This is a genomic window from Brachybacterium sp. UMB0905, from assembly GCF_002871795.1.
Classification (GTDB): domain Bacteria; phylum Actinomycetota; class Actinomycetes; order Actinomycetales; family Dermabacteraceae; genus Brachybacterium.
The window spans coordinates 104,482-121,101 of sequence record NZ_PNHL01000005.1 but is presented as its reverse complement, the minus strand read 5'-3'; the positions used below and the strand labels follow the sequence as shown (position 1 = coordinate 121,101).

Annotated in this window: 12 protein-coding genes; 3 read left to right on the top strand and 9 right to left on the bottom strand. The window is 70.8% G+C overall.

Annotated elements, in window-relative coordinates:
- Positions 1 to 94: 94 nt before the first annotated feature.
- From CJ197_RS06225 to dut, 5 genes are all read right to left on the bottom strand, one after another.
- A complete protein-coding gene (locus tag CJ197_RS06225) occupies positions 95 to 2,902 on the bottom strand; it encodes an aconitate hydratase (RefSeq protein WP_102235878.1) in 2,808 nt (935 codons plus the stop codon).
- 224 nt (positions 2,903 to 3,126) lie between these two features.
- Positions 3,127 to 4,470: a class I SAM-dependent RNA methyltransferase gene (locus CJ197_RS06220; RefSeq protein WP_102235877.1), complete on the bottom strand. Its 1,344-nt coding sequence runs from the start codon at positions 4,468 to 4,470 to the stop codon at positions 3,127 to 3,129.
- A gap of 131 nt (positions 4,471 to 4,601) precedes the next feature.
- A complete protein-coding gene (locus CJ197_RS06215; RefSeq protein ID WP_102235876.1) occupies positions 4,602 to 5,327 on the bottom strand; it encodes a DUF3159 domain-containing protein in 726 nt (241 codons plus the stop codon).
- Entirely contained in the window at positions 5,324 to 6,109 is a 786-nt protein-coding gene (locus tag CJ197_RS06210; protein WP_233190674.1) for a DUF3710 domain-containing protein, read from the bottom strand. Before CJ197_RS06210 ends, CJ197_RS06215 begins: the two co-directional genes overlap by 4 nt.
- Positions 6,106 to 6,609, bottom strand: coding sequence for a dUTP diphosphatase (gene dut / locus CJ197_RS06205; RefSeq protein WP_102235874.1), 504 nt, complete (start codon positions 6,607 to 6,609; stop codon positions 6,106 to 6,108). Before dut ends, CJ197_RS06210 begins: the two co-directional genes overlap by 4 nt.
- A gap of 73 nt (positions 6,610 to 6,682) precedes the next feature.
- Between dut and CJ197_RS06200 the strand changes: the two genes are divergently transcribed.
- On the top strand, positions 6,683 to 7,243 hold the full coding sequence (locus CJ197_RS06200) for a DUF3093 family protein (RefSeq protein WP_102235873.1): 561 nt from the start codon (positions 6,683 to 6,685) through the stop codon (positions 7,241 to 7,243).
- A gap of 101 nt (positions 7,244 to 7,344) precedes the next feature.
- On the opposite strand, the gene CJ197_RS06195 is transcribed toward CJ197_RS06200, so the two are convergent.
- Complete coding sequence (locus CJ197_RS06195; RefSeq protein WP_102235872.1) at positions 7,345 to 7,644, bottom strand: DUF4193 domain-containing protein; 300 nt, start codon at positions 7,642 to 7,644, stop codon at positions 7,345 to 7,347.
- Positions 7,645 to 8,012: 368 nt separating this feature from the next.
- On the opposite strand from CJ197_RS06195, the gene sepH reads away from it, so the two are divergent.
- Entirely contained in the window at positions 8,013 to 9,314 is a 1,302-nt protein-coding gene (gene sepH, locus CJ197_RS06190) for a septation protein SepH (protein ID WP_102235871.1), read from the top strand.
- A gap of 56 nt (positions 9,315 to 9,370) precedes the next feature.
- Here the strand turns inward: sepH and CJ197_RS06185 are convergent, their stop codons facing one another.
- From CJ197_RS06185 to CJ197_RS06175, 3 genes are all read right to left on the bottom strand, one after another.
- Entirely contained in the window at positions 9,371 to 10,498 is a 1,128-nt protein-coding gene (locus tag CJ197_RS06185; protein ID WP_233190673.1) for an alkaline phosphatase family protein, read from the bottom strand.
- A gap of 7 nt (positions 10,499 to 10,505) precedes the next feature.
- On the bottom strand, positions 10,506 to 11,102 hold the full coding sequence (locus CJ197_RS06180; RefSeq protein WP_102235869.1) for a DUF5998 family protein: 597 nt from the start codon (positions 11,100 to 11,102) through the stop codon (positions 10,506 to 10,508).
- 135 nt (positions 11,103 to 11,237) lie between these two features.
- Positions 11,238 to 13,979, bottom strand: a complete 2,742-nt coding sequence (locus tag CJ197_RS06175) for a GNAT family N-acetyltransferase (protein ID WP_102235868.1) — start codon at positions 13,977 to 13,979, stop codon at positions 11,238 to 11,240.
- Between the two features lie 180 nt (positions 13,980 to 14,159).
- Here CJ197_RS06175 and CJ197_RS06170 point away from each other — a divergent pair, with 180 nt between their 5' ends.
- Complete coding sequence (locus CJ197_RS06170; RefSeq protein ID WP_102235867.1) at positions 14,160 to 16,616, top strand: DNA topoisomerase (ATP-hydrolyzing) subunit A; 2,457 nt, start codon at positions 14,160 to 14,162, stop codon at positions 16,614 to 16,616.
- The last annotated feature ends 4 nt before the right edge of the window (positions 16,617 to 16,620 follow it).

The window sequence follows — 16,620 nt, the reverse complement described above, 5'->3', positions numbered from 1 at the left end:
AAAACACGAGTGCACCTGAGCTCCCTCACGGGGGCTCAGGTGCACTGGCGATACCCGGGCCGACGGGCGCAATGCCTCCGTCGGCCCGTGCGGATCAGGCGGCGCTCAGGGAGCGCAGCACGTACTGCAGGATGCCGCCGTGGCGGAAGTACTCGGCCTCACCGGGGGTGTCGATGCGGACGATCGCATCGAACTCGACCGTGGAACCGTCCTCCTTCGCGGCGGTGACCTTCACGGTCTTCGGCGTGGTGCCATCGTTCAGCGCCGTGATGCCGGAGACGGAGAAGGTCTCCGTGCCGTCGATGCCGAGCGACTCAGCGCTCTCCCCCTCCGGGAACTGCAGCGGCAGCACACCCATGCCGATGAGGTTGGAGCGATGGATCCGCTCGAAGCTCTCGGCGATGACCACGCGCACACCCAGCAGCATCGTGCCCTTGGCCGCCCAGTCGCGGGAGGAGCCGGTGCCGTACTCCTTGCCGGCCAGGACCACCAGCGGGATGTCCTGCTCGGCATAGGCCTGCGCGGCGTCGTAGATGAACTCCTGCTCACCGGTCAGGAAGTTCTTCGTGTAGCCGCCCTCGACCCCATCCAGCAGCAGGTTCTTGATGCGGATATTCGCGAAGGTGCCACGGATCATCACCTCGTGGTTGCCGCGGCGGGACCCGTAGGAGTTGAAGTCCTTGCGGGCCACGCCGTGATCCTTGAGGTACTGCCCGGCCGGGGAGTCGAGCTTGATCGAGCCGGCCGGCGAGATGTGGTCGGTGGTGGTGGAATCCCCCACCTTGACCAGCACGCGCGCACCCTCGATATCGCTCACGGGCTCAGGCGTCGCGGTCATGCCCTCGAAGTATGGGGGCTTGCGCACGTAGGTGGACTCCGCATCCCACGCGAAGGTCGCACCCTCGGGGGTCTCCAGGCCCTGCCAGCGCTCATCGCCCGCAAAGACGTCCTTGTAGTCCTCGGTGAACATCTCCTGGGTGATGGACTCGGCGATGACCTGCTCCACCTCGGCGGGGGTGGGCCACAGGTCGCGCAGGAACACGTCGTTGCCCTCGGTGTCCTGCCCCAGGGCGTCGTTCTCGAAGTCGAAGTCCATGGTGCCCGCGAGCGCGTAGGCGATGACCAGCGGCGGGGAGGCCAGGTAGTTCATCTTCACGTCGGGGTTGATACGGCCCTCGAAGTTGCGGTTGCCCGAGAGCACCGCGGTCACCGCAAGGTCGTTCTCCGCGATCGCATCGGAGATCTCCGGGGCCAGCGGCCCGGAGTTGCCGATGCAGGTGGTGCAGCCGTAGCCCACGAGGTGGAAGCCCAGCTCCTCGAGCGCGGGCCACAGGCCGGCCTTCTCGTAGTAGCCGGTGACGACCTGGGAGCCGGGGGCCATCGACGTCTTCACCCACGGCTTGGCCTTCAGGCCCTTGGCGACAGCGTTCTTGGCCAGCAGGCCGGCGGCCATCATCACAGAGGGGTTGGAGGTGTTGGTGCAGGAGGTGATCGAGGCGATCGAGACGATGCCGTGGTCGATCGAGTAGTCCTGGCCCTTCACCGCGGTGGGCTTCGAGGCGCGGCCCAGCACCTGCTGGGTCCGCTCGGGCATCTCCACAGGGGCCTCGCCGCCGCTGGAGTTGTCCGATGCTGGGGCGGCGGGGTCGGAGGCCGGGAAGGATCCCTCCGCAGCGGGGTCCTCCTCGACAGTGCTCGCGTCCTCATCGGAGGCGTAGGCGGGCAGCACATCGCGGAAGGCCTGCTTGGCGTCGGTCAGGACGATGCGGTCCTGGGGGCGCTTGGGGCCTGCGATCGAGGGCACCACGGTGGACAGGTCCAGCTCGAGGTACTCGGAGTACTGCACCTCCTTGCTCGGGTCATGCCACAGGCCCTGGTGCTTGGCGTAGGCCTCCACCAGGGCGAGCTGCTCCTCGGAGCGGCCGGTCAGGCGCAGGTAGTCCACCGTCACCTCGTCGATCGGGAAGATCGCGCAGGTGGATCCGAACTCGGGGGACATGTTGCCGATGGTGGCGCGGTTCGCGAGCGGCACCTGGGCCACACCCTCGCCGTAGAACTCGACGAACTTGCCCACCGCGCCGTGCTCGCGCAGCATCTCGGTGATGGTCAGCACCACGTCGGTTGCGGTCGCCGCCGGCGGGATCTCGCCGGTGAGCTTGAAGCCGACCACGCGCGGGATGAGCATCGAGACGGGCTGGCCCAGCATCGCTGCCTCGGCCTCGATGCCGCCCACGCCCCAGCCCAGCACGCCCAGGCCATTGACCATGGTGGTGTGGGAGTCGGTGCCCACGCAGGAGTCCGGGTATGCACGCAGCACCCCGTCGGTCTCGCGGGTCATGACGGTGCGGGCCAGGTACTCGATGTTGACCTGGTGGACGATGCCGGTGCCCGGGGGCACCACCTTGAAATCGTCGAAGGCGGTCTGGCCCCAGCGCAGGAACTGGTAGCGCTCACGGTTGCGCTCGTACTCCAGCTCCATGTTCTGCTCGAGCGCGTCGAGGCGACCGGCCACGTCGATCATCACGGAGTGGTCGATGACCATCTCGGCCGGGGCCAGGGGGTTGATCTTCTCCGGGTCACCGCCCAGATCCTCCATGGCCTCGCGCATGGTGGCGAGGTCCACCACGCAGGGCACACCGGTGAAGTCCTGCATGATCACGCGAGCAGGCGTGAACTGAATCTCGACCGACGGCTCAGCAGACGGGTCCCAGCCAGCCAGGGCTCGCACGTGGTCGGCGGTGATGTTCGCACCATCCTCGGTGCGCAGCAGGTTCTCCAGCAGGATCTTCAGGCTGTAGGGGAGCTTCTCGGCGCCTTCGACAGCGTCGAGCGCGTAGATCTCGTAGTCAGTGTCGCCGACCGTCAGCTGCTGACGGGCGGAGAATGAGTCGACGGTGCTCATCGGGGCGGACTCCTCACGGTTCGGGACGGACCTCACCATCGTAGGCGTGCCGCGCGGCTCGGATCGCATCGAGGCCGGGCGGGGGCAACTGCGATGGGGCACAAATTATCTTGACGTCAAGATAAACTGTAGCACGCATGATCCGAAGGCGGCGGGGAGCGCTCCGCGCGACGCGTCGGGAAAGGTCACGCGCCGACGTCAGGCACTCTCTGAAGGCCCCACTGTCAGGCGTCGGCGCGCTCGAGCACCGCGACGGACTCCACATGGTGGGTGTGCGGAAACAGGCCGAAGGCCCGCAGATCCGACACCTTCCACCCCTGCTTCTCGATCGCCGCGAGGTCGCGGGCCAGGGTCGCGGGCTCGCAGGAGACGTACACGATGCGGCGCCGCACGGCGTGGGAGAGCAGTTCCATGAGCTCAACCCCGGCGCCAGTGCGCGGCGGATCCAGCACCACCGCATCCACCACCGCCCGCGGCGTCCCCGTGCCCAGGCGTGCCTTCACCCAGTCGGTGACATCCGCCGTAGCGGCGCTGACCTGCGGGAGGTCCTCGAGGTTCTGGGCGGCCAGCTGCGAGGCACGGCGGTTGCCCTCCACGGTCGCAACGCGGCCGGAGCTGCCCACCTGCTCGGCGGCCACCGCCGCGAACAGGCCCACTCCGCCATACAGGTCCCAGACGCTGCCGCCGCGCGGGGCCTGCAGAGCCGCCTCGACCACCTCGCTCAGCAGTTCCGCGGCCCGGCGATGCGACTGCCAGAACCCGGTGGCGCTGACCGTGAACAGGCGCTCCCCCACGCGTTCATGCACAGTCCCGTCGCCGCGCAGCGGCACCAGGCCCCTGGCGGTGCGCACCGCCACATCGGCGTCACCCCAGGTCTCGGGGATCTCGATGCTCTCGGGATCGAGGTCGCGTCCCAGCAGCACCACGCTCGCCGGTCCCGCCGAGGGGGCCACGGCGTCGATCGCCTCGACCCCTTCGGGGGCGGTCCACTCCCCCAGATTCAGGTCTCGAATGGCCTCGGCGGCCAGGGGGTTCCTGCCGAGCGGGCGCACATCGTGGGAGCGCCACCCGCGCATGCCCACCGCGCCATCGGCATCCACCGCAAAGCGCATCCGGGTGCGCCAGCCCAGTCCCTCCCCATCATGCGGAGCCGGTTCGACCTGGACGTCCTCGAGCGCGTAGCTGCTCACCCCGGCGCGGCGCAACAGCTCCTGCATGACTTCGCTGGCGATCCGGCGCTGGGCGGGCAGGGCGATGTGGGCCCATTCGGCGCCGCCCACGCCGTCGATCCCGGCTTCGGGCCACACCGTCGGCACCCGGTCCACGCCGGGTTCGAGCACATCCAGGGCCTCTGCTCGCCAGAAACGGGCCTGCGCCGCCTCCTGCGGGTCCTCGAGCAGACGGGCGGTGATCGTCTCGCCGGGGGCGGTGCCGCGGACGAAGACGACGCGGCCCTCATGGCGGGCCACGAAGGTGCCGCCGGCCGCGGGCGGGCCGACGGTCAGCGTCAGCACCCGGCTGGCGGGCACGGCGGCGGTCGGGGCGGGGCGGTGGTCCGGTGAGGTCATGCTGCTCCCCTTCCGTCCGCGCACTGGCGGGATCGAGCTGGCGGTGATGGTCGACGCCCGCGATACGCGGCCTGGCCGGGCGCGGGCTCACCCCATCATCTCATCGGCTGGACGGAGGGTGCCCAGGAAGACTATTCGTGCTGGAGCCGCCGGAGCACCGAGCGGTGCATGAGCCACACGAGGTAGGTGATCACGGCGAAGGCGGGCAGGCCCATAGCGATCTTCGCCACCCCCAGGGCGGCGACCTGTCCGGTCAGCAGCAGCGGCAGCTGCACCGCGACCTTCGCCCCGTACAGCGCCGCGAACAGCCAGGTGGCGCGGGTGTAGATGCGGCGCATCACCGCATCCTCGCGCCAGTGCGCCACGCGTGGGTCGAGCATCCCTACGATCACGCCCACCAGCGGGTGGCCCAGGGGGATGGAGCCGATGGTGACCACGCAGGCCACGGCGTTGGTGATGATGCCGGGGGTGTAGAAGTCCTCACCGTCGCCGGTGCGCACTGCGAGCACCGCTCCGATCCCCACGCCCAGCAGTCCGCCGATGACGGTCGAGAGACTCTGGCGCTGCACGAGTCGCAGCAGCAGCATCACGAGCACGACGCCCACGGCCGCACCGGCAGCCCAGGGCACCGAGCGGGTGGTCACGTACAGCACCACGAACACGAGGGTGGGCAGCACAGATTCGGCGATGCCGCGCGGGCCGCCGATCGCCGCAGCGACGGAGAACTCCTCCTCGTGCAGCACGGCGCCGAGTCCGCGACGCGACTGCTGGTCACCCTGCGCCGCAGGTGGCGGCGGTTCCTGCCGGGGCGGCGAGGGCTGGGAGGACTCCGGGGACGGCGGGGACTGCGGGCTCATCCGATCTGGGTGATCTCGGGACCCCGCGCCAGCGGGTCGAGCGGGCCGGAGCGGATCTGCTGCAGGCCGGGCCGCTCCCCCGGCAGATGCAGTGGGATCAGCTCCTGCGGGGCCATCGCCTCCCCACCGCGCACCACCACCAGGCGCGAGATGAGGGTCTCGAACCGCTGTGCCTGCTCGGGGTCGCTGAGCGCCTTGCCGGTGAGGATGGCGCGCAGGAACCAGCGCGGTCCGTCCACGCCGATGAAGCGGGCGGGTCGATAGCCGGTGCGGCCATCGGGCCGCTTGACGGGCAGGCGGGTGACCAGTTCGGTGCCGAAGGGTCCCGGGCGCACCTCTGCGGTGCCGCCCTGCTTGACGACGCTGCCGCGCAGGGAGGAGCGCACCTCCTCCCACAGCCCGCGGGACTTCGGCGCGGCAAAGGCCTGGACCTGCAGGGATGAGCCCTGGATCACGAGGTTCGCGCCGGTGACGGCCTTGCTGCGCTGATCCACTTCCATGCGCAGCTCCATGCCGTCGACGGTGGGCACCTGCAGGCCGCCCAGATCGATCCGGGACTCCCCCGGGGCGTCGGCGACATCGAAGGGGCCGTCCTCGAGGTGCTCCGGGCGCTCAGTCGGCGCGTCCTCAGCGGCGCTGTCCGATGTCGCAGCGTCCGTGTCGTCGCTGTGGTCGCGGTCGTCGACGTCATCGACGGCCGCATCCTCGGTCGTCCGGGCATCCTCCGGCTGAGGATCGGCGTCCTTGCTCTTGCGGCGGCGGGAGAACAGTCCCATTTTCATCCCTCCTGCGGGGTCTGGGCGAAGGCGGCGATACCGCCGCTGGAGCCGAAACCTGACTCCGCCCGGTCGGTGGCCTCGAGGTCGTCGACCTCCACCAGCTGCGGCGCAAGATACGGCAGCACCACCAGCTGGGCGATGCGGTCTCCGGCGGTGAGCGTGAAGGGTTCCTCAAGGTCCGTGTTGTGCAGCGGAACCTTGACCTCACCGCGGTAGCCGGCGTCGATGATGCCCGGACCGTTGAGGACCGTGATGCCGTGGCGCGCCGCAAGGCCCGAGCGCGGGCACACCATGCCCACCGTTCCGGGCGGCAGCGCGATGGCGAGCCCGGTGCCGACGAGCGCCCGGCCGCCGGGCGGGATCACCAGGTCCTCGGCGCTGGTGAGGTCCAGCCCCGCATCGTCGGCGTGGGCACGGTGCGGCAGGGTGGCATCCCCGAGGCGACGCACGCGCAGCACCGGCGGGTCATCCGGGGCGGGCCCGGCGGGCAGAGTCTCAGACATGCTCACAGCGTAGGCCCCCGCTGCCGGTCGGCGGTGCAGAAGCTCTTCCCTCGGGCCATGAGACGATGGGGCCATGTCCGCCACCACCTCGAACTCTCCTGATCCTGCCGCGCGCTCGCAGCGCTCCTCCCGTGCCGCAGGACACGCACCGACGGGGCCGACTGGCGGGACGCTGTTCCATGAGCATCTGCTGCCGGGCCTCGGCGGCTGGGTGATCGCGTTCGGCCTCGGCGGCTCGCTGGGGCTGGCCCTGGTGCCGATGAGCCCCGAGCTCGGCGGGATCGTGGCTGTGGTCGCGATCCTCGCAGCGATTGCTCTGGTGATGCTGTACTCCCCTGTGCTGGATGTCACCGGGAGCACCTTCCGGCTCGGGCGTGCCCATATCGATGTCGCCGAGCTCGGCGAGGTGCAGGTGCTCACCGGGCAGGAGTGGCAGCGCACCATCGGCCAGGATTTCGAGCCGCTGGCCCATCACTGCATCCGCAGCTGGGCGCGCAGCGGCATCCGCGTGCCGGTGCTGGATCGTGAGGATCCCGTGACCGCGTGGGTGGCCTCCACCCGCCGCCCGGAGGACTTGGCGGCGGCCCTGCAGGCGGCGCAGCGCATGCATTCCTCGCCGCCCGATCGGTCCTGAGCGGCGTACTCGATCAGCCCGCACAGTACGACGACGGCACCTCCCCGGATCGGGGACGGTGCCGTCGTCGTATCGGTGTTCTGCCGCGCTGTGCCGCACTGTCAGGCGGCGCACTCCTTGCAGATGATGAGGGTGCCTTCGACGTGGTCGATCTGGCTGCGGTGCTTCACGAGGAAGCAGCTGGCGCAGGTGAACTCATCCGCCTGGCGGGGCAGGACCCGCACGGACAGCTCCTCGCCGGACAGATCCGCGCCGGGCAGCTCATAGGAGTCCGCTGCTTCAGCCTCGTCCTCATCGACTGCAGGGGTCGCCGCCTCGTTCCGTCGGCCCTTCAGCTCCTCGATGGAGTCGTCGCCGGACTCGTCGTCGTTCTTGCGCGGGGCGTCGTAATCAGTGGCCATCTACGGTCCGTTCCTGGTTGTTCGGGTGGTGCGACCTTGTTCCGGGGGCGCTCCGGCGCCGGTGTGGGCGAAGCTCCGGAATGCTCCCGGTGCGTGTCCCAACGCTCAATGCGGCGGCATTATTGCAGAGCCCCTCGCAGGGGACAACACGTCTGGCTGCTGATCGGATCCTCTGTGTCCGGCCCCGCATCGGAGTGTGGAGGCGGAGTGTCCCCAGCTGCGATCCACAGATAGCACGGTATGGTCACGGCCTAGACTTCTGTCCCGTGGGGCGGTCCGCCAGCCAGCCGGAGGCGCCGCCGGGATGTCATCGGCCACCCGGGCCGGTGTCCGCCGCGAGTCGGCCACCGCCGACGGAGAGGACGACGATGCGCGAGCTCGAACTCGACGGGATCCACGACGACGGGGAACATGTGCTCCTCATCGATTCCGACGGCGAGCGGTACACCCTGCGCATCGATAAGGCGCTGCGCGCCGCGGTGCGCTCCGACCGGCCCGCTCTGAACATGATCCAGGCGGAGGACAGCACGCCCCTGCGGCCTCGCGAAATCCAGGCGCTGCTGCGCTCGGGCCGCAGCGCGGAGGACATCGCAGAGACCTCCGATATTCCGCTTGAGCATGTGCGGCGCTATGAGGGCCCCGTGATCGCCGAGCGCGAGTGGACCGCGCAGCGCGCCCGCGCCTTCCCCATCGGCCGGGGTGGTCCCGCCCTGGATTCCGTGGTCATCGAACGCCTCGCGGCCCGTGAGGCCGCCGGTGAGCATGTGTGGGATGCGTGGCGTCGGCCCGATGGGACCTGGACTCTTGAGCTGACGTTCTCCGCAGGCGGCCGCACCCGGCAGGCGCATTGGGTGGCCGATGTGCAGAACCGCTCGCTCTCCGCGATCGATGACGAGGCGCGTTGGATCAGCGATGAGGACGCCCCCGTGGAGCCGACGCGAGGCCGTGCCCGCCTGCAGGCGGTCCGTTCTGCGGTCTACGACCTCGAGGCCGATGGCTCCCTCGAGGGCCACGGCCCCTCGGCGCCGCCGCGCCGCACCCTGCCGCCGGAGCATCCCTCGACCTTCGATGAGTCCGACCTCGATGCGCTGAACGCCCGGCGGGGTCTGCGTCCGGTCCCCCGCGCGGTCGACGACAGCGAGGATGACGCCTCCGAGACGGTGTGGTCCGATCTCAGTGAGGCGGAACAGAGCCCGACGGATGCTCCCGACAACGAGGAGACGGACAAGGATGCCGCCGATGATGCGGCAGATGGCCCGCTGATCGGGGTGCTGGACGCCGATTCGGAGGCCGCCCGTGAGCATGCCGCAGACAGCTCCGCGGAGGATTCCGCTGACGAGGACGATTCTGCAGATCAGCACGAGGACGCTCACGGCCCGGAGAGTGCTGCGCAGGGCGACGATGCTGCCGAAGCGGGATCGGATGATGCGCAGGCGGGCGAGACCGGCGCCGAGCAGCCCGATCAGGACGCGGAGTCAGTCCACTACCAGGACACTGTGGATCTCACGCCGCTGCCGGGCTTCGACGATGTCCCCGCCCCGCGCGAGAGCGCGGCCGACGGCGAGGCGGAGAAGACCCCGGCGAAGCCTGCGAAGCAGAGCCGGTCGCGCAGCAAGCGCGCCTCGATGCCCAGCTGGGACGAGATCGTCTTCGGCTCCAAACACGACTGACCTGCCCCACTCGGCGCGGGATCACAGGCGTCAGGGGTCGCAGGCGGCTGGCGGGCTCATACGTCCAGCTGCAGCAGCGGCACCACAGCTTCGGCGGCTGTCAGCGAGCCATGCGCGCCGATCATCGCTCGCGCCTTGTGCGGCTCCTCGCGCCGGGAGTAGTCATCGACGCGCCAGATCCCGCGGGCCAGCAGCAGCACATCGGGGATGCGCGGCGCGACCCACGGCGGTACCACCGCATCCGGTGGCCCGAGCACGCCGCGCTCGAGCAGCTGCGCCGCGCGCAGCACCAGCGCCCGCTCCCCCAGCAGCTCCTCGAGCCGCACCGCGAGCTCCTCGGCGGCGCCGTCACCGGGAGCGGCGTGCAAGCCAAGGGCCCGCGCCTCCCCGGAGATGGCCCGCACAAGGCCCTGAATCGCGGGCTGCTCGGCGAGGTCCACGGTGGCCTCCTCGCTCGTATCCACCATGCCGTGATCGGCGGTGATGTGCAGGCGGGTGCCGCGTGGAAGGCGCCGCAGCAGCGCTGCCACGAGGCCGTCCACCTCGGCGAGTGCCTCTCGCCAGCGGTCCGAGTTCACGCCGTGGCGGTGCCCGGCATGGTCCGCGTCATCGACGTGCAGGTGCACGAGCCCATCGGGCCCCGCGCGATGCAGAGCCGTCCGGACCGCCTCGACCCGGTCCCCGCGGCCGTGGGCGAGGAACTCCCAGCCGCGGTAGGCGACGCGGCTCAGATGCGAGCCGCCGTGCTTGGCCGGGCCCACCTGGATGGCACGCCGGGACCCTGCTTCCACGGGGGTGCGCAGCGGCATCCAGGTGCGTGGATCGACATCGGGCGCTCCGGTGAGCTGATTGATCGCTGCGCCGCGGGCGGGGTCGAAGGTCATATGGCCCAGCACCCCGTGCTCGATCGGGGCTCGCGCGGTGTGCAGGCAGACCATGCTCACGCTCGTGGTGGTGGGGGCGGGGGCGCGCACGTGCTGGACCTGTCCGCTCAGGCGGCGCAGCGTCGGGGTGATCGAGCGGTGCTCGTCCAGCAGGGTCGAGCCCACGCCGTCCAGCAGGACGATGACGTCGCGGCCCGGGACCGGGTTCTGTACCAGGGGTGGCAGGAGGTCCAGCAGGCCGGGGCGCGCGCCGTCCGCGAAGGGCGGCGGCAGCAGATCGTCGGTGGCCGGGAGCGTCACCGGCACCTCAGCGGGACGTGGCGGGGGCGCCGACGCTGTCGATCGCATCCACCAGCTGGTCGTGGAAGTCGAGAGCAGCAGTGACGGCGGTGGCGCCATCGGCCAGGGCACTGATGCGCAGCGCAAGGTCGGAGGGGGCGATGGCGCCGGTGTAGCCGTGGTCCATCTGGCAGGTGGGGTCCTCGCAGACGGCGCGCTCGAGGTCGATGCGGCGCGTGCCGCCCCAGCTGATGCCGAGCGTCACCTCGGCCTCCTGGGCTCCGGCGCGGCCGCCATCGCCGTCGGTGTCGAACACCTGCGAGAGCCCGGTGGCGGTGATCGCGGTCAGGGCGATCCGTTCGGTGGTGGCGACCACCTGGCTGGGGTTCAGGGCATCGGCCGGGTCATCGTCCAGATGGGTGATCAGCAGGTGGCTGCGGGTCAGAGCGAGCACGGTCAGGTGCCGACGCACCTCGGGGCCGTCGAAGGTGGTCTCGGGGCGCACCAGGTGGGCGAGCACCTCGGAGCGGCGGACGGCGCGGTCGAGCGTCTGCGCGGCCGTGGCCGGGAAGTATCCGGCGCTTTCGAGGTCACGCAGCAGTGCGGCAGGCAGCACGGTGGTCATCAGCCCATCCTCGCACGGGTTGCCGCGCTGACAGCGCGCTGCCGGACCGGATGTGGATGGCACTGCATTGTGGAGGAGAGGGCGCTCCGCCGGCTCCGGGCTCCCCGAGCGCGGGGCTCCTTCCCCCCGGGCCGGTCAGGTTGCGGGGGCCTCGGGGCTCGCGGTGGGTCCGAGCAGCACCCGCCGCGTCCCGTCGGTGCGGTTCGGGGCTGGTGCGAGCCGCACGCTCGCCCCCACCACGGTCAGGCCTTCAGCGGCCACGAGCACGGGGTACAGCTCGAGTTCGGCGAGCTCGGGCAGGTCCTCGGCGAGCATCCCCACCCGCACCACGAGATCGGCGAGCGCTTCCCGGTCCGCGGGCGGCAGTCCCTTCAGGCCGCGCAGTTTCACACTCGCGGCGGGGGTGTCGATGAGGCGCCGGGCCGCTGCTTCTCCGAGCGGGGGCAGGGCGTAGGCGATATCGCCCAGCAGATCAGTAGCATCCCCCGCGATGGACAGGGACACCACCGGGCCGACGGAGGGATCCTCGACGCTGCGCACCACGACCGGCACGCCGGCAGGGGCCATGCTCTGCACGGCCAGCGGCGCCGAGGAGTAGGAGAGGTCCGCGCGCATCTGCGCGAGGGCGTGGCGCAGCTGGATCGCATCGGGGATGGCCAGGCGCACACCGCCGAGGTCCGCCCGGTGTCGCAGCACCGGGTCAGTGCTCTTGAGCGCCACGGGGTAGCCGAGCTGTCCAGCGGCGGTCACGGCGTCGTCCTCGTCCTGCACGGTCACAGTGGGCAGCAGCGTGATGCCGTAGGCGGCCAGCAGCGCGGCGGTCTGGGCGGCATCGAGGTCATGGGGGCCGTGGCGGTGGGTGAGCGCCGTCTCCACCAGCTGACGGGCGGCAGCGCGGTCCACGTCCTCGCGGCGCGGGGGGTCCTCGTCATCGGCCTGGGGGCGGGCGGCGGCTTCGAGCATCGCGGCGGCGGTGCGCACCGTGGAGCGCACGGTGGTGTGCACAGGCGGGAGGTCGCCCTCGGTCCGCACGGCCGCCTGGATCCCGGCGAGGCGATCCACGCCCGTGATCACGCAGGCCAGCAGGACCACTTCGGAGTGACGGGCGACGATGGCCATCTGGCGCAGCAGCTCGGCAGGGTCGCCGCTGCGGCGGTCGGCGTGCGTGTCGAGCACTCCGGCGATCACCAGGTCGACCTCGCCGAGCGCGGCCATCGAGGTGAAAGCCCGCTGAATCAGTCGCGGGTCCTCGGACAGCGGCACGGAACGGTTGTCGGCGACGACGGTCAGCCCCGCCTGGTCGGCGGCGCCCCGCAGGGAGGCGCCGAGCGCCGCGGTGTTCGAGAGGATCCCGACGCGCGGGCCGAGCGGCAGTCCCTGGCGGCCGATCGCGTCGACCACGTCCAGCAGCTCGTCCACACCCTCGGCACGCACCACACCGGCCTGGCCGAGCACCTGGTCCAGGGCTGCGCGCGGCAGGGTCGATGGCCGTACGTCGTGCCCGGGCGGCAGCTGCTGCTCGCTGCCTGGCGGGCGCAGCACCACCAGGGGCGTGGTGGGGGTCAGGCGCCGGGCGATGCGGGTGAATTTGCGGGGATTGCCCATCGATTCGAGGGCGAGGCCGATGACGTCCACGTCCGGGTCGTCCTGCCAGTGCTGCAGGGTGTCGTTGAGGGACACATCGGCCCGGTTGCCCACCGACACGAACTCGTGCACGCCCAGGCCGCGCACGTCCGCGCCCGCGAGCAGCATCGCGGCCAGGGCGCTGGACTGCCCGGCGAGCGCCACCCCGCCGGGGCGGGGCATGCGCGGGGCGATGGACAGGGAGATCGGGTCCGCGCCGGTGCGCAGGAAGCCGAGGGAGCCGGGGCCCAGCAGGCGCATGCCGTGGCGGCGGGCGCGGGTGACGATCTCGCGCTGCAGGGCGCGGCGTTCGGGGGTCTCGGAGAAGCCTTCGGTGGGGATGACGATGCTGCGCACGCCGATCTGGGCGCAGTCCTCCACAGCCTCCAGGCACGCTTCGGGGCGCAGGGCGATCACGGCGAGGTCCACGGGGCCGGGGACGTCGGTGATGCGAGCGTGGGTGCGGTGGCCGCGCAGCTCGAGGGCTTCACGGGAGATGATGTGCAGCGCCCCGCTGAAGCCGGACAGCTCGAGGGCGCTCAGCACGCGGCCGCCCACGCTGTCGCGCCGGGAGGAGACGCCCACCAGCAGGATGCTCGTGGGATTGAGCATGCGCTCCATGGCCCGGGCCTCGGCGCGCTGTTCCCGTTCGGCCATGACGGCGCGGGAGCGGGCGGTGGGGTCGATGCGGAAGGACACGAGCACCACCCCGTCGTCCAGGGTGCGTTCCACATCGAAACCGGCTTCGGTGAACACGGTGATCATCTGGGTGTTCTGCGGCAGCACCTCGGCGGTGAAGCGGTCGATGCCGCGTTCGCGCGCCGCGGCGGCCAGGTGCTCGAGCAGCACCGAGCCCAGCCCTCTGCCCTGCCGGGCGTCGGCGACATAGAAGGCGACCTCCGCGGTGTCGGGTTCGATGCGGTCGTAGCGGCCCACGGCCACAAGGTCCTCGCCGATGTACACGACGAAGGCGACGCGGTCGACGTGGTCGACGGTGGTGAAGCGTTCGAGGTCCTTGTCCGACAGGCGCGGCATCGGGGCGAAGAACCGCATGTAGCGGGAGCGCTCGGACTGGTGCAGGTGCATCTCCTGCAGGGCGGCGGCATCCCCGGGGAGGATCGGGCGCAGATGCGCGGCGGAGCCGTCGCGCAGGGCGATATCCGCCTCCCAGTGCCGGGGGTAGGCGGGCCGTGCGGACTCGCCACCCCGTCCTCGTCGACGTCGGGAGCGCAGGCCATCGCGTCTTTCCGCCATGCCGTGATCCTAGCTGAGAGGCCGTTCGCACAGCGGCCCGATCGCGTTGGAGCACGCGCGAGGGCAGGTGCGGGGCGTGTCGCCGATGACCTCACCCGAGGTGTGGGATAGGCGGCGTCTGCGGCGTGGCCTGGGGTGTCCTACGCTCTCTAGCGCCGTGGGTGCGTCATCATGTCCCCCATGGCCCGATCCCGAAGCACCCAGCCGCCCGGCGGCGATCAGGCGGTCCCCGAGACGATCGTCGACATCGACGTCACCAGCGAGATGGAATCCTCGTTCCTCGAGTACGCGTACTCGGTGATCTATTCGCGTGCGCTGCCGGATGCGCGCGACGGGCTCAAGCCCGTGCAGCGTCGGATCCTCTACATGATGGCCGATATGGGGCTGCGCCCGGATCGTGGGCATGTCAAGAGCCAGCGTGTGGTGGGCGAGGTGATGGGCAAGCTCCATCCGCACGGCGATACGGCAATCTACGACGCGCTGGTGCGCATGGCGCAGGACTTCAACATGCGCCTGCCGCTCGTGGATGGGCACGGCAACTTCGGCTCCCTGGACAACGGGCCGGCTGCGGCTCGCTACACCGAGGCGCGCCCCGCCCCGGCGGCGCTGCTCATGACCGACTCACTGGACGAGGACGTCGTGGGCCTGGTGCCCAACTACGACAATCAGCTCACTCAGCCCGAGGTGCTGCCCGCGCAGTACCCGAACCTGCTGGTGAACGGGGCCTCCGGGATCGCGGTGGGGATGGCCACGAACATGGCGCCCCACAACCTGGTGGAGACGATTGCGGCGGCCCGCCACCTGATCGATCATCCCGAGGCGGAGCTCGAGGAGCTCATGCGCTTCGTGCCCGGACCGGATCTGCCCACGGGCGGGCGGATCATCGGCCTGGATGGGATCCGCGATGCGTACCGCACCGGCCGCGGCTCCTTCAAGATGCGCGCCACCAGCCGGATCGAGAACATCACCTCGCGGCGCAAGGGCATCGTCATCACGGAGCTGCCGTACCAGGTGGGTCCGGAGCGGGTGGCGGAGAAGCTGCGGGATGCGGTGCAGCGCAAGCGTGTGCAGGGCATCTCCGACTATCAGGACCTCACCGACCGCCACCATGGGCTGCGCCTGGTGCTCACGGTCAAGTCCGGGTTCGAGCCGGAGGCGGTGCTCGAGCAGCTGTACAAGTACACGCCGCTGGAGGAGTCCTTCGGGATCAACAATGTGGCGCTCGTGGATGGGCAGCCGCGCACCATGGGCCTCAAGCAGCTGCTCGAGGTGTTCGTGGCGCATCGCCTGGATGTGGTGCGCCGCCGCACGGAGCACCGGCTCGGCAAGCGCAAGGACCGCCTGCACCTGGTGGAGGGCCTGCTGCTGGCGATCCTGGATATCGACGAAGTCATCCAGATCATTCGCACCAGTGATGATGCGACCAGTGCGCGCACCCGCCTGATGCAGGTTTTCGATCTCACCGAGGTGCAGGCGGAGTACATCCTCGAGCTGCGGCTGCGCCGACTGACGAAGTTCTCCCAGATCGATCTAGAGGCCGAGCGGGACGAGCTGCAGCGCGAGATCGAGCGCCTGGAGGAGATCCTGGGCTCCGATGAGGTGCTGCGGGCTCTGGTCTCGGAGGAGCTCGCCGCGGTGGCCGCCGCGCATGGGACCCCGCGGCGCACCGTGCTGCTGGAGGCTGCGGAGGCTCCCGCCGTCGCGGCCGGCGCATCCCTGGAGGTGGCCGATGAGCCCTGTAGCGTGCTGCTGACCGGCACCGGGCTGATCGCCCGGTTGAGCGGGGAGGGGCCGCTGCTGCGGGAGGGGCAGCGCGGCTCGCATGACGTCGTCACCTCCCATGTCGCGACCACCACCCGTTCGATGATCGGTGTGGTCACCAGCCGCGCCCGGGTGCTGCGGCTGTCGGTGGTGGATCTGCCGTCCCTTGCGCCGACGGCGGGGGCGCCGTCGCTCGCGGGCGGCACGCGCCTGGCTGATCTCGTGGATCTTGAGCGGGATGAGCGGGCGCTAAGCCTGATCCGCCTAGCGGAGGCGGATATCGCCCGCGGCGGCGCGATCGCCTTGGGCACGCGCGCCGGGGTGGTCAAGCGCGTGCAGCTGGACTTCCCGCGCACCGACGGTTTCGAGATCATCGCCCTGAAGGACGATGACGAGGTCGTGGGGGTCGTGGATCTCGAGGACGATGCGGATCTGGACCTGGTGTTCATCACCTCCGATGCGCAGCTGCTGCACTTTCCCGCCTCCGGGGTGCGGCCGCAGGGTCGCGGTGCCGGCGGCGTGGCCGGGATCCGCTTGGCGGCGGGCGCTCATGTGCTCTCCTTCGGGGCGATCGACGTGACCCGCCCCGGGGATGTGGTGACCGTGGCCGGCAGTTCCGGCACCCTGCCCACCCTGCAGACCGGCTCGCTCAAGGTCTCGGCGCTCAGCGAGTACCCGGCCAAGGGCCGATCCACCGCGGGGGTGCGCTGCCACCGGTTCCTGCGCGGCGAGGACGTGCTGATCGGGGCGTGGGTGGTGCCACATCCGGCCCGTGCCTGCTCCGAGGCGGGCCAACCCATCGACCTGCCCGAGCCGACGGGGCGCCGTGATGGTTCCGGCACTCCGGTTCCGGTCCCGATCGCCGCGGTCGGTTGATCCG

Coding starts and splice junctions, on each gene's coding strand:
- CJ197_RS06200 (WP_102235873.1), top strand. CDS start 6,683: ATGTCCGCCACCACCTCGAACTCTCCTGATCCTGCCGCGCGCTCGCAG.
- CJ197_RS06225 (WP_102235878.1), bottom strand. CDS start 2,902: ATGAGCACCGTCGACTCATTCTCCGCCCGTCAGCAGCTGACGGTCGGC.
- CJ197_RS06180 (WP_102235869.1), bottom strand. CDS start 11,102: ATGACCACCGTGCTGCCTGCCGCACTGCTGCGTGACCTCGAAAGCGCC.
- dut (WP_102235874.1), bottom strand. CDS start 6,609: ATGTCTGAGACTCTGCCCGCCGGGCCCGCCCCGGATGACCCGCCGGTG.
- CJ197_RS06210 (WP_233190674.1), bottom strand. CDS start 6,109: ATGAAAATGGGACTGTTCTCCCGCCGCCGCAAGAGCAAGGACGCCGAT.
- CJ197_RS06220 (WP_102235877.1), bottom strand. CDS start 4,470: ATGACCTCACCGGACCACCGCCCCGCCCCGACCGCCGCCGTGCCCGCC.
- sepH (WP_102235871.1), top strand. CDS start 8,013: ATGCGCGAGCTCGAACTCGACGGGATCCACGACGACGGGGAACATGTG.
- CJ197_RS06175 (WP_102235868.1), bottom strand. CDS start 13,979: ATGGCGGAAAGACGCGATGGCCTGCGCTCCCGACGTCGACGAGGACGG.
- CJ197_RS06195 (WP_102235872.1), bottom strand. CDS start 7,644: ATGGCCACTGATTACGACGCCCCGCGCAAGAACGACGACGAGTCCGGC.
- CJ197_RS06215 (WP_102235876.1), bottom strand. CDS start 5,327: ATGAGCCCGCAGTCCCCGCCGTCCCCGGAGTCCTCCCAGCCCTCGCCG.
- CJ197_RS06170 (WP_102235867.1), top strand. CDS start 14,160: ATGGCCCGATCCCGAAGCACCCAGCCGCCCGGCGGCGATCAGGCGGTC.